Genomic DNA, 12,188 nt, shown 5'->3' with positions numbered 1-12,188 from the left:
GCGCTCAGACGGCGACGGGCCTCTGAAGGAGGGCGAGGCGGCTCGCCGTTCTGGCCACGTCGATCGGCAGCCCGTCGAGACCCAGTCCCCACTCCTCCCGATCGGCTGCCGCACCCCGCGCGGTGGGGACGGGCGCCCCTGCGAGCACCTGCTCGGGCGAGAGCTCGCTCACAAAAACCGCCGGCACGCCGCGGTCGTTCAACACATCCACGAGGTTGAGGAAGCGCTGACGCGCCTGCGGGGAGCACTCCGTGAGCCGCGGGACCGCTTCGATGACCCAGTGACGCCAGCGCTCGGCCCATGCGAGGTAGTCCGCCGCCGCCGTGGCGCGCTCGCACAGCTCCTCGAAGGTGATCCAGAGGTCCGCAGCATCCGCCCGCCGTGCCCGCACGGGTCGGCCCCCCGCACGCAGTTCGACGGACTCGTCCTCGCGCGGCTCAGGGGCGGGCAGGTGCGCCTGCCAGCTGCCCCGCGCGAAGCCCTCGCGGTGCTCGTCGCTGCGCTCGACCCGTCGGTAGTCGGTCGACCCCTCGAGGGAGACGACCTCGAGCTCGTTTGCGATGAGCAGCACTCCAGGCTCGAAGAGGTGGTGGAACATGGGATCTGGCAGGAGACCCTCTGGCGGGTAGTTCGAGGTGGCGAGGAGCGGGACCCGCCCCTCGATGACCCGGCGGAGCACGCGCAGTGCGAGGGTCGCGTCACCCGCGTCATGAAGGTGAAACTCGTCGAAGTAGAGGAGCTCGACGTCGCGAACGAGCGCGTCGATCGCGGCGTCGATCGCCCCCGGCTCCGGCACGCCCTCGCGATACAGGTCAGCCTGGAGATCCCGGTAGAAGGAGTGGAAATGGCGTCGTCGCGTGCGCTCGAGGGGGAGGGCGGCGACGAGCGCATCCGCCAGCCAGGTCTTGCCGCGACCCACCGTGCCCCAGAGGTAGAGGCCGCCGCCACGCGACGGCGTTCCCGCAGACGCGACGCGTGCGCCGAACGCGGCGAGAGCATCCGCTGCCGTGCGCTGGTGCTCGTCAAGGGAGATGCCGGATGCGGCGGCGGCGCTCTCGATGCTCTCGCGGAGGTCGGCGGCGCTGGGGGTGGAACTCACCCCACAACGCTACCGCTCGCCGGCAGAGGTCAGAGCGTCTTGCCGCCCGTGACCGGGAGCACGGCCCCCGAGACGTAGGACGCGTCATCCGAGGCGAGGTACACGTAGGCGGCGGCGAGTTCGGCAGGCTGCCCAGCGCGTCCGAGCGGAGTGTCCTGCCCGAACTTCGGCAGTTTGTCTGGCCAGTCGGTGCCAGGGATGAGGGGGGTCCAGATCGGCCCCGGCGCGACCGCATTGACCCGGATGCCGCGTTCCCCGACCTCTTGCGCGAGAGCTTTCGTGAAGGCGACCTGAGCCGCCTTCGTCATGGCGTAGTCGATGAGACCCGGCGAGGGCTTGAGCGCCTGAATGGACGACGTCACAGTGATGGTGGCGCCAGCCTCGAGGTGAGGCAGGGCAGCGCGGGCGATCCACAACATTGAATAGATGTTGGTCTCGAAGACGCGCTGGAACTCCTCCGTCGGCAGTTCGGCGAGCGAGCTGCGGTCCTCCTGGTAGCCCGCGTTGAGCACAAGGGTGTCGAGCCCGCCGAGCTCCTCGATCGTGCGGGTGACGAGACTCGTCGAGTATCCCTCGTCGCGCACATCGCCGGGCAGCAGGAGGGCCTTGCGTCCCGCATCTTCGATGTGGCCACGCGTCGTCTCGGCATCCTCCTGCTCCTCGGGCAGATAGGAGATCGCCACGTCGGCGCCCTCGCGAGCGAAGGCGATCGCGACCGCCCGGCCGATGCCGGAGTCACCACCCGTGATGAGTGCGCGGCGTCCTTCGAGCTTTCCGCTGCCCCGATACGAGTGTTCACCGTGATCGGGTTCGGGGGACATCTCGTCGATCGTGCCGGGCTGGTCCTGATTCTGCTTGGGGAACCCCTCCTCGCGGTACTCCGTCGTCGGGTCGGGGTTGGAAGAGTTGTCGCTCATGGCCGCGAGGTTACGTGCGCACTACGATCTCGGTTCCCAGCGGATTCTCTGTTGATGTGTACCCCGATTGGGGGTACGTTCACGGTACGTCGCGAATCGGGTCGCGACATCCGGATTTCACTCATTGCGCATGCTGCCTTGTCGGGGCTGCCGTGAGCCGGTGATGCACGAGGGTGATGGTGATCGCATGACGTCGGTAATCGAGAAGCGGGGGGTGGTGCGGACCGATTCGGCTCGCACGATTCAACGGCAGGAGGCACAGCGCAGTGCCGAGATCGCATGGACGGAGATGGGGCACGGCGTCTGGGTCGCCAAGCGCGGCTCCGACTTCGCGGGGCTCATCGAAGAGCTGTGGGGTGCAGGCTATCGCGTGACGGATCGCACGGGCGCGATTGTCGGCGAGTTCGCAACGCTGCAGAGCGCGCGTCGCCGCATCGAATAGTTCGCTGCTTCAGAAGCGCAAGTCGAGGCGTGACCGCTCAGGTCACGCCTCGACTTTTACGTCGGCGACCTCCTTGTCGGGCCGCAGACCCCGCCAGCTCGGATGCCGCAGCCGACCTGTGCGCGTCCACTCGGTGAACTCGACCTCGCCGACGAGGGCGGGCGTCACCCAGGTGGCGTCGCGCGCATCCGCTGCCGGCACGTCGTCGAGCGGGCTCGTGACGCGCTCGCGCCGCCGCAGCCGCGTCCGAAGATCGTCGAGTTGCTTCTCGCTGAATCCCGTGCCGACGCGGCCGATATAGCGCAGGTGGCCTTCGCTGTCGGGAACTCCCAGCAGCAGGGAGCCGATCTTGCCGCTGCGGGAGCCTGAGCCCGGGCGCCAGCCGGCGATGACGACCTCCTGCGTGCGGTGGTGCTTCAGTTTCACCCAGCTCTGTGAGCGTCGACCCGGTGTATAGGTCGAGGCACGCCGCTTGGCAAGCACCCCCTCAAGCCCCAGGGTGTTGCTCGTCTCGAGCGCCCCCTCCAGGTCGCCGTCGAAGGCGGGTGGCACCTGCACGCGTTCTGTCTCCTCGATTTCTCGGAGGAGGGCCTCGCGGCGCTCGTCGTATGGGCGGCGCAGCAGCGACTCGCCACCGTGCCAAAGCAGATCGAAGGCCATGTAGTGCACGGGCGTTCGGTCCCGGGCGCGTTCGATCTCTGCCGTCTTCGTGAGGTTCATGCGGTCCTGCAGTCGCCCGAAGTCGGGGCGCCCCGCACGGTTCAACGCGACGATCTCGCCATCCAGCACGGCGTCGCCGCCTGCCGCGTCAGCGATCTCGGCGAGCTCGGGGTACGCGCGCGTGAGGTCATTTCCGTTGCGGCTGATGAGTCTCAACTCGGAGCCAGCCACGACAGCGATCGCGCGAATGCCGTCCCACTTCATCTCGAAAGCCCAGTCTTCCGCCTCCTTCTGCAACAGGGCGCGGTCACCCTCGCCTCCGCTCGACGCCAGCATGGGGGAGGGAGGAGAGGGGGGAGAGGCGGATGCTGCCCGCGAGGGCGTGCTCGCAGCATCCCTGTCCGCAGCATCCCTGTCCGCAGCATCCGTGCCCGCAGCATCCGTGCCCGCAGCATCTGTGCTCGCAGCATCCGCGCGCCTCGTGCCGCGCCGGGTCTTTCGCTCGTCCTTGGGCGCCATGAGGTGGATGAGCCAGTTGTTCTCGTCCCTGCCGTCGCGGCCACCCGTATGGATGAGGGCATAGCGATGGGTGCCGTGCTTCTCGCCGTGAAGGGTCGCGATGACCTCCTTACCCTCGCGCCACTTCTCGAGCTCGTAGGTGCCCGTGTCCCAGATGGTCACCTCTCCCGCGCCGTATTCCCCTTCAGGAATGGAACCCTCGAAGGTGCCGTACTCGAGCGGGTGGTCCTCGGTCTGCACCGCCAGGTGATTCTTGCCGGGGTCGTCGGGCACGCCCTTCGGGATCGCCCAACTCACCAGCACGCCCTCGTGTTCGAGCCGGAAGTCGTAGTGCAGGCGTCGCGCGTGGTGCTCCTGGATGACGAAGCTGGGACGCTCGGGGTTGGTCGAGCCGCTGCCGCCCATGGGTTCGCTGGTCTTGGCGGGGTCCCGCATGCTGCGGTACTTCTCGAGACGCTCCAGTGCCGTCGGGCTCGCGTCGAAGCCCTCCATCCGCTCACGCGTCGGCTCAAGTGACCCGAGGTGCCCCGCTGTGAGGGCGGCGAGCGGGTCGCCGCGCCGACGCACCCGCTCGAGCACTTCTCGGTACTCGAGGTGTCGGAGCCCGGGCTGTGAAAGCTCTCGCCATGTGCGGGGGGCGGCGACGGTGGGGCGCAGGCGGCCGCGGAGCGAGTACGGTGCGATGGTCGTCTTCGACCTGTTGTTCTGGCTCCAGTCGACGAGCACCTTTCCGCGTCGCAGGGACCTCTTCATGTCGCTCACGACGAGATCGGGATGATCAGCTTCGAGCGCCCTCGCGAGCTCGTGGGCGACGGCGGACACGGCGTCGGAATCCTGCGCGCCATCGAGCGCGGCATAGAGGTGAATACCCTTGCTCCCGCTGGTAACGGGGAAGGGGTCGAGGCCCATGTCCTGGAGGATGCTGCGGGCGAGGCGTGCGACCTCGGCGCACTCCGCAAGGCCGGCGCCCTCGCCCGGGTCGAGGTCGAGGACGAGCCGGTCCGGGTTCTTGCGCACCCCTGTCCGGCCGAACTGCCACTGCGGCACGTGAATCTCGAGGGCGGCGATCTGACCCAGCCAGGCGAGCGTCGCCCGGTCGTTCACGAGCGGATAGGTGTTGACGTGATCGCTGTGCTGGATGTCCCGGCGGGCAACCCAGGCGGGGGCCGAGTTGTCGAGGTTCTTCTGGAAGAACACCTGCCCAGGAGCATCCGCGGTTCCCACTCCGTGCACCCAGCGCTTGCGAGTCGCAGGTCGGTGGGCCACGTGGGGGATCATGGCGTCGGCGATGCGCGAGAGGTAGTCGAGCACGTCGGCCTTGGTCGTTCCCGTCTCCGGGTAGAGCACCTTGTCGAGGTTCGTGATCTTGAGCCGGTTGCCGTCGATGTCGACAACCTGATCCGTGCTGCGCTCTCGAGTGGCCATATTGCCCATAGTGCTCCGCATTCCGTGGGAACCCTGTGAATGCGGGAGAAAGGAGCGCACAATGTGAGCCATGAGAGCGATCTGGAAGGGCGCCATCGCCTTCGGGCTCGTCAATGTGCCCGTCAAGGTGTACAGCGCGACGGAGGATCACGACATCTCGCTGCACCAGGTGCACGATCGCGACGGCGGTCGCATCCGCTACAAGCGACAGTGTGAGATCTGCGGCGAGATCGTCGACTACGCCCACATCGACAAGGCCTACGACGACGGAGAGCGCACGGTGGTGCTCACGGACGAGGACTTCGCCTCGCTGCCTGTCGAGAAGAGCCGTGAGATCGATGTCGTCGAGTTCGTGCCGAGCGATCAGATCGACCCGATCATGCTCGACCGCGCCTACTATCTCGAGCCCGACTCCAAGTCGATCAAGGCGTATGCCCTGCTTCGGCGGACCCTGGAGGAGAGCGATCGCACCGCCATCGTGCAGTTCGCGCTGCGACAGAAGACCCGCCTCGGGGCGCTGCGGGTCCGCGGCGATGTGCTCATGATTCAGACGCTCCTGTGGGAGGACGAGGTGCGCGAGGCGCACTTCCCGGCCCTCGACGAGCGGGTGCGGATCTCCCAGCGAGAGCTGGAGATGTCGGAAGCCCTCGTCGAATCCTTCGAGGCAGATTTCGACCCCTCGCGCTTCACTGACGAGTACCAGGAGCAGCTGCGCGAGCTGATCGAGGCGAAGTTTGAGCAGGGCGAATCCCTCGACACCGACGCGACCTTCGGTGAGACGGAGGAGGGGGAGGGCGCCGGCGAGGTGCTCGACCTCATGGAGGCCCTGCGGCGCAGTGTCGAGAAGAGCCGCTCGAAGTCTGGTGCCGCAAGCAGCTCGAAGTCGGCGCCCAAGAAGCCCGCGTCAAAACCTGCCTCGAAGAAGAAGGGTGAGGCGACCAAGAAGTCCGAGTCGAAGGAGTCGGGCAGCAAGCGTCCGGCTGCCAAGAAGAACACCAAGGCGACAGGCGGTACGCGCAAGTCCGCTTGACGCCCGGATGCCTCGGAAGGAACGGCACGAGCCCACGTAAAGTGGTGCCGATGGGCTTCCACGATCACGACCACAGTCACGAGCACGGTGTCGGCAGCGCTAACCGCCGTCGGCTCCTGATTGCGATCGTCATCATCGCGGCCGTGTTGGTCGCGGAGGTCGTTGGCGCCATAGTGAGTGGCTCCCTTGCGCTTCTCGCGGACGCGGGGCACATGCTCTCAGATCTCATCGCGCTCGTCATCGCCCTCGTCGCGACCGTCGTCGCTGAGAGGCCGGCGAGCGAGAAGCGCACCTTTGGGCATCGCAGGGTCGAAGTATTCGCGGCATTCGTCAACGCGGGGCTGCTTGCCGCAGTAGTGATCGGCGTCGCCGTCGAGGCACTCTCGCGCCTCTTCGCGGCCGAGGGTTCAGGCGTTGACGCGACGCCCATGCTTCTCGTCGCGATCCTCGGCGCCGCCGCCAACGTCATCGCTCTTCTGGTGCTGCGGGCGGGAGCCAAGAGCACCATCAATATGCGGGCGGCCTACCTCGAAGTGCTCGGCGACCTCGTCGGGTCGATCGCCGTGATCGTTTCCGCGGTCGTCATTCTTGTGACAGGCTTCACTGCCGCCGACGCAATTGCGTCCCTGCTCATCGTCGTCCTGATCCTCCCGCGAGTCTTCGCGATCCTGCGCGACGTCGTCGCCGTGCTTGGGCAGGAGGTGCCGCGGGGCACCGACGTCACCCTCATCCGCGAGCATGTCCTGGCCGCGCCCGGCGTCGTCGACGTTCACGACGTTCATGTGTGGGCAGTGACTCCCGGCCAGAACGTGTTCTCGGCCCATGTCGTGGTCGAGGACGTGGTGCTTGCGGAGGGGCGGGCCTCCGCTCTCCTCACGTCGCTCGACGCGTGCCTTGCCGACCACTTCGACGTCGAGCACTCGACGTTTCAGCTCGAACCGAGGGAGCACGCGGAGCGGGAACCGAGGCAGCATCCCTGAACGGACGGCCCGGGCATCCGCGGATTGTCACGGATGCCCGGAACCCGCTCAGGCCTTGACTGCCTGCAGCTCGAGGGAGATCGTCACCTCGTCGCCGAGGGTCATGCCGCCGGCCTCGAGGGCGGCGTTCCAGCTCACGCCGAAGTCGTGGCGGTTGATCTTGGTGGTGGCGCTCGCGGCGGCGACGGTCTGGCCGTAGCCGTTCGTGATGATGCCGCCGAACTCGCCCTTGAGAGTCACGGACTTCGTCACGCCGCGCAGCGTGAGGTCACCCGTCACGGTGAAGTCGTCACCGTCGACGTCGAAGTCGGTCGAGCGGAAGGTCATGGTGGGGAACTCGTCGGCCTTGAAGAAGTCGTTGGTGCGCAGGTGGTTGTCGCGGTCGGGCTGGTTGGTGTTGACCGAGGCGATCTCGATGGTCGCCTCGATGCTGCTCTCCGCCGGGTTCTCGGCGGTCACGATCGTGCCGGAGAACTTCTCGAAGGTGCCCCGCACCTTGCTGATCATGAGGTGCTTGACGCTGAACGAGATCGTCGAGTGGGTCGGGTCGATCTGCCACGTTCCGACGGTGTACTGGGGGTGGGGTGCGAGTGTGTTGGTCATGAGTCCATGCAACCGCATGGAAAACTGCCGTATTCCCGCCTCGTCAAAATTGTTTCTCTCAGGAGAATGGCAGATTTGTCACGTTCACTTGTGGGCTTGTGCGCGCGGGAAAGTGCGCCCACCCGATCGTCTTTCAAGGAACCGCTCCACTTGCCCCATCTCCACGTATCCTCCGTCGCGCCCACGCTCATCGAAGTCCCTGCCCTTGCGCCCGCCCTTCAGCGCCGACTTCGCCACGTCTCCCTCGTGAAGCGAATTCGCTCGGGCGTCGCCCAACTCGCGGGCGGGCTCGTCGTCGTCTCGGGAGCGGCCTTTGCCCTGCCTGCGATGGCCGCCCCTGAGCAGGTTGCAGCGGATGTCACGGCTCCTGCCGTCCAGCAGCTCGTCGTCGCGGGCGCCCTTCCACTCGCGGCCGTGCCGCGCGACAGCTATGCCGCGATCGCTCCACCCTCCCTGCAGTACCCGCTCCCGTTCGGAAGCTCAGTGGCGAGCGGCTACGGCCCGCGTGTGTGCGCGAACTGCAGTTCGAACTTCCACCACGGCATCGACATCTTCCCCGGTGCTGGCACCCCCATCGCGACGATGGCGAGCGGGGTCGTGAGCAAGGCCGAACCGGCCGGCGGTGGCTCGATGGGCGTCTCGGTGACCATCGACCACGTCGTCAACGGGGAGGCTGTCACGAGCGTGTACGGGCACCTGCAGGTCGGATCGATGCCGCTCAACGTCGGCGACACGGTGGCGGTGGGAGAGATCATCGGTCGCGTGGGGGCAACGGGCAATGCAAACGGCGCCCACCTGCACTTCGAGGTGCGGCCGGGTGGCGGCGCATCCGTCAACCCCTACGAGTGGATCGCCGCGCGAATCTGATGCCGCAAGCCGGGCTTCTGCCAGCGTCGGCGGCTGCGCTTAGCCTTAGGGGGTGAGCAAGCAGGACGGCAGCCAGCGGCAGGTGAGCGCGCCCACCGTCGACAGCTCCACCTCGCCCATCCTGCACGTCGACCTCGACGCGTTCTTCGCCTCCGTCGAGCTCCTCGACCGACCGGAGCTTGCCGCGCATCCGGTGGTCGTCGCGCACGACTCACCCCGGTCCGTCGTCACGGCGGCAAACTATCCCGCCCGGCGCTTCGGCGTGCGTTCCGCGATGCCCCTCAGCCAGGCGAAGCGGCTGTGCCCCTCCGCCGTCGTACTCGAGCCGCACTTCGAGAAGTACCGCCACTATTCGCGGCAGGTCATGGCGATCTTCGACGACATGACGCCTCTCGTGGAGCGCCTTGGCATCGACGAGGCGTTCCTCGACGTGTCGGGCGCCGGGCGCGTCCTCGGCAGCCCGGGGGAGATCGCCCAGAGGATCCGCGAGCGCGTGCGCGCCGAAACAGGGCTCGCCTGCTCTGTCGGGGCCGCATCCACCAAGTTCGTCGCCAAGCTCGCCTCCGGGCGAGCAAAGCCTGACGGGCTCCTCGTGATCCCCGCCGCTGAAACCCTGCGATTTCTGCATCCGCTGCCCGTCTCGGCCCTTTGGGGTGTCGGTGCCGCAACCGAGAAGGCCTTGGAGCGGCACGCCCTGCACACGATCGGCGACATCGCGGCGAGCCCCAGGTCGGCCCTCGAGCGGAGCCTTGGCGCGGCTCTGGGCGCGAAGCTGCACGACCTTGCTAACGGCATCGACCACAGGCAGGTGACCCCAGAGCGCGTCGAGAAGAGCATCGGGCACGAGATGACCTTCAGCACCGACGTGCGCGACGACGATCAGCTCAGACGCGAACTGCTGCGCCTCTCGAACCGTGTCGGGGAGCGCCTCCGCCGCGGCGGGCTTGAGGCGGGAACCGTCGCGCTCAAGGTGCGATACGCCGACTTCACCACCATCAGCCGCTCCCATCGCCTGGCGACGCCCAGCGACCTCGGCCGCACCATCTACACCGAGGCGCGCGCCCTGCTGGACGCGCTCGGCGAGCATCCGCCCGTCCGCCTCATCGGGGTGCGTGCTGAGCAGCTCGCCGCCGCGGGAGGCGCTCCGCTCGCCCTGTGGGAAACCGAGCCGGGGTGGCGGGATGCGGAGCGCACGGTCGACGGGGTCGCGCAACGCTTCGGGCTTGACAGCCTGCGGCCGGCGTCACTCCTGAGCAGTCCGCGTGGGGAGAGGCTGCGCGAAGACTGATCCGGCCGTTACCGTCTGATCACGCCCAACCGAGCTCGTGAAGCTGCGCATCGTCGATGCCGTAGTAGTGGGCGATTTCGTGGACCAGCGTCACGTGAATCTGATCGCGCAGTGAATCCAGATCATCGCAGATGGCGAGCAGCGGCTCGCGAAACAGCACGATGCGGTCCGGAAGCTCCCCGAAGCCGTACTGCCCGCGTTCCGTCAGCGCGACCCCCTCATAGACGCCGAGGAGATCGAGGGAGCCGTCCTCGGGGCGGTCCTCGGTGACAAAGACGACATTGTCGAGACCGTCGACCATGTCGTCGGGAAGCAGGTCGAGCTCCTCGATCACGAGACGCTCGAACTCCTCAGCGGAGAGCTCAGGCATCGATCGCCTCCACAAGAGAGTTCTGCACGAAGCCGAGCCAGTCGTACACATCCCGCATCATCGGATCGGCGGATGCTCCCAGGTCGTCGTCCGTCTCGATTCCGAGCCGCGTAGCCAGGATCAGCCTGATGTCGGTGAGCCCCCGCAACCAGGCGGTGACATCCTCGTGCCCGAGCGTCAGACTCCCGGAGTCGACCCGCTCCAAACAGTCGAGGATGCGCGCCGCATTCGCAAGCTTGCGCCCGGCCAGATCCGCCTGCGTGAAGCGACGGAACTCCGCGGATGCCTCGGCGTCGTCCGGATACGCGTCCGGCAGGATGCGCTGCACAGCAGGGTCATCGAGGTCCGCATCGCCGACAACAGCGGCCGCCTGATGGGTGAGCGTCGTCAGAAGGGTGACCTCGGCATCCTCAATCTCAGCAACAACGGAACCATCCGCTTGTCGCTCGAAACGTCTCACGCACCCTCCTTCGACAGGGTCGCCCACAGGCCGTAGTCGTGCATCGCCTCGACATGGCGTTCCATCTCCTCGCGGCTGCCCGTCGCCACGACAGCTCGTCCATCGAAGTGCACGGCGAGCATGAGACGCTCCGCCTCGACGGCCGTGAAACCGAAGTAGGTGCGGAAGACGTAGCTCACATACGACATGAGGTTGACGGGGTCGTTCCAGACGATCGTCTGCCACGGGGCATCCACGGCAGATTCCACGCGCGCGTCCCTGTGTTCGAGCGTGTCGGGCATGAACCCAGCCTTTCACACGCGGCGTCGCACTCGACGGGAAAGCGAAAAGCGGTCCGACTTTCGTCGGGCCGCTCCACTGGGGTGAACGACGGGACTCGAACCCGCGACATCCGGCACCACAAGCCAGCGCTCTACCAACTGAGCTACGCCCACCATGTGCATCACACGCTCGAGAAAGTCGCGCGGCGATGGCAACCAGATGATTCTATTACAGACGCGACGCGAATTCGTTCACGACGTCCGACGAGATCACCTGAAGCTCCTCTGTCGTCGGCCCGGGGTCGGCGACAAAGGCGGCCTTGCGGTAGTAGTCGAGCTCACGGATCGATTCCAGGATGTCAGCAAGGGCCCGGTGACCGCCGTTCTTCACGGGCGCATTCATGTACACCCGCGGGAACCAGCGGCGCGTGAGCTCCTTGATCGACGACACATCCACGCTCCGGTAGTGCAGGTGGGAGTCGACGCGAGGCATGTACTTGGCCAGGAACATCCGATCTGTGCCGATCGTGTTGCCCGCGAGCGGCGCCCGCCGCTCAGTGGGAACGAAACGCAGGATGTACTCGTTCACGGAGAACTCCGCATCGGCGAGACTCACGCCGTGGGGGATCTCCTCAAGCAGCCCCGACTCCTCATGCATGTTGCGCACGAAATCACCCATGTTGTCGAGGGCCGACTGGTCGGGCTTGATGACGATCGAGAAACCGGGGTCGACCGGGACGAGGTCGTAATCGGTGATGACGACCGCGACCTCCACGAGTTCATCCTTGTCAAGGTCGAGTCCTGTCATCTCGCAGTCGATCCAAACGAGACGGTCATTGGTGCTTGGCATTGTGGAATCCTATCGTCGCCCCCTGACGTGCGGCGGCGACGGTGGTACCAAGGAGGTATGACCGAATCGAAGCCGACGATCGCCAAAGGCGACGAGTACGTAGCAATCTTCAGCGGCGGACCGAGCGACGGGCAGACCGACCGACGCATCAGCACCGACGGAACATGGGATGACTCGCTCACCGTGCTGGCCTCCGAGCTCGGCAACGAAGCGATGATCAGCTACGAGGCGAGCAGCTGGCGCGAAGTCGGCGGCACCTACCACGTCACCTACACCTTCAACCCGGGCGAGAGCGAAGAGGTGGAAGACCCCGCCGAGGTCGAGTGACCTCGGCACCCTTCAACACCTCACCGGTCGGGCGGTATCCTCTTAAATGCCCGCCTCCGTAGCTCAGGGGATAGAGCAGGAGCCTTCTAAT

Annotated in this window: 14 protein-coding genes and 1 tRNA gene; 6 read left to right on the top strand and 9 right to left on the bottom strand. The window is 66.7% G+C overall.

Annotation, left to right across the window (positions count from 1 at the left end; all coding sequences use genetic code 11):
• Window positions 1–4 precede the first annotated feature (4 nt).
• Together zapE and OH146_RS03080 are read right to left on the bottom strand one after the other, a co-directional pair.
• A complete protein-coding gene (gene zapE / locus OH146_RS03085) occupies window positions 5–1,099 on the bottom strand; it encodes a cell division protein ZapE (RefSeq protein ID WP_265157268.1) in 1,095 nt (364 codons plus the stop codon).
• 29 nt (window positions 1,100–1,128) lie between these two features.
• Window positions 1,129–2,016, bottom strand: a complete 888-nt coding sequence (locus OH146_RS03080; protein ID WP_265157266.1) for an SDR family oxidoreductase — start codon at window positions 2,014–2,016, stop codon at window positions 1,129–1,131.
• A gap of 187 nt (window positions 2,017–2,203) precedes the next feature.
• Here OH146_RS03080 and OH146_RS03075 point away from each other — a divergent pair, with 187 nt between their 5' ends.
• Window positions 2,204–2,458 carry a hypothetical protein gene (locus OH146_RS03075; RefSeq protein WP_265157264.1) on the top strand — a complete coding sequence of 85 codons (255 nt, stop codon included), beginning with the start codon at window positions 2,204–2,206 and terminating at the stop codon, window positions 2,456–2,458.
• A 42-nt stretch (window positions 2,459–2,500) separates the two neighbouring features.
• Here the strand turns inward: OH146_RS03075 and OH146_RS03070 are convergent, their stop codons facing one another.
• Entirely contained in the window at window positions 2,501–5,062 is a 2,562-nt protein-coding gene (locus OH146_RS03070) for an ATP-dependent DNA ligase (protein WP_265157262.1), read from the bottom strand.
• 70 nt (window positions 5,063–5,132) lie between these two features.
• Between OH146_RS03070 and ku the strand changes: the two genes are divergently transcribed.
• Complete coding sequence (gene ku / locus OH146_RS03065) at window positions 5,133–6,092, top strand: non-homologous end joining protein Ku (RefSeq protein ID WP_265157260.1); 960 nt, start codon at window positions 5,133–5,135, stop codon at window positions 6,090–6,092.
• Window positions 6,093–6,142: 50 nt separating this feature from the next.
• Entirely contained in the window at window positions 6,143–7,072 is a 930-nt protein-coding gene (locus OH146_RS03060; protein WP_265157258.1) for a cation diffusion facilitator family transporter, read from the top strand.
• Between the two features lie 48 nt (window positions 7,073–7,120).
• Here the strand turns inward: OH146_RS03060 and OH146_RS03055 are convergent, their stop codons facing one another.
• Complete coding sequence (locus OH146_RS03055; RefSeq protein ID WP_265157256.1) at window positions 7,121–7,675, bottom strand: YceI family protein; 555 nt, start codon at window positions 7,673–7,675, stop codon at window positions 7,121–7,123.
• Between the two features lie 150 nt (window positions 7,676–7,825).
• On the opposite strand from OH146_RS03055, the gene OH146_RS03050 reads away from it, so the two are divergent.
• Window positions 7,826–8,542 carry a M23 family metallopeptidase gene (locus OH146_RS03050; RefSeq protein WP_265157254.1) on the top strand — a complete coding sequence of 239 codons (717 nt, stop codon included), beginning with the start codon at window positions 7,826–7,828 and terminating at the stop codon, window positions 8,540–8,542.
• A 52-nt stretch (window positions 8,543–8,594) separates the two neighbouring features.
• Entirely contained in the window at window positions 8,595–9,830 is a 1,236-nt protein-coding gene (dinB, locus tag OH146_RS03045) for a DNA polymerase IV (RefSeq protein ID WP_265157252.1), read from the top strand.
• 19 nt (window positions 9,831–9,849) lie between these two features.
• On the opposite strand, the gene OH146_RS03040 is transcribed toward dinB, so the two are convergent.
• From OH146_RS03040 to orn, 5 genes are all read right to left on the bottom strand, one after another.
• Complete coding sequence (locus OH146_RS03040; RefSeq protein ID WP_265157250.1) at window positions 9,850–10,200, bottom strand: metallopeptidase family protein; 351 nt, start codon at window positions 10,198–10,200, stop codon at window positions 9,850–9,852.
• Window positions 10,193–10,660, bottom strand: coding sequence for a DUF2017 domain-containing protein (locus OH146_RS03035; RefSeq protein ID WP_265157248.1), 468 nt, complete (start codon window positions 10,658–10,660; stop codon window positions 10,193–10,195). Before OH146_RS03035 ends, OH146_RS03040 begins: the two co-directional genes overlap by 8 nt.
• On the bottom strand, window positions 10,657–10,941 hold the full coding sequence (gene clpS, locus OH146_RS03030) for an ATP-dependent Clp protease adapter ClpS (RefSeq protein WP_265157246.1): 285 nt from the start codon (window positions 10,939–10,941) through the stop codon (window positions 10,657–10,659). The genes OH146_RS03035 and clpS overlap by 4 nt, the downstream gene beginning before the upstream one ends.
• A gap of 77 nt (window positions 10,942–11,018) precedes the next feature.
• A tRNA-His gene (locus tag OH146_RS03025) sits at window positions 11,019–11,094 on the bottom strand.
• Between the two features lie 55 nt (window positions 11,095–11,149).
• Entirely contained in the window at window positions 11,150–11,770 is a 621-nt protein-coding gene (orn, locus tag OH146_RS03020) for an oligoribonuclease (RefSeq protein ID WP_265157245.1), read from the bottom strand.
• A 57-nt stretch (window positions 11,771–11,827) separates the two neighbouring features.
• Here orn and OH146_RS03015 point away from each other — a divergent pair, with 57 nt between their 5' ends.
• Window positions 11,828–12,097 carry an oligoribonuclease gene (locus OH146_RS03015; protein ID WP_265157243.1) on the top strand — a complete coding sequence of 90 codons (270 nt, stop codon included), beginning with the start codon at window positions 11,828–11,830 and terminating at the stop codon, window positions 12,095–12,097.
• Window positions 12,098–12,188 lie beyond the last annotated feature (91 nt).

The sequence above is a fragment of the Homoserinimonas sedimenticola genome (assembly GCF_026094475.1).
GTDB classification, from domain to species: domain Bacteria; phylum Actinomycetota; class Actinomycetes; order Actinomycetales; family Microbacteriaceae; genus Homoserinimonas; species Homoserinimonas sedimenticola.
This window is presented reverse-complemented; position numbering and strand designations above follow the sequence as displayed.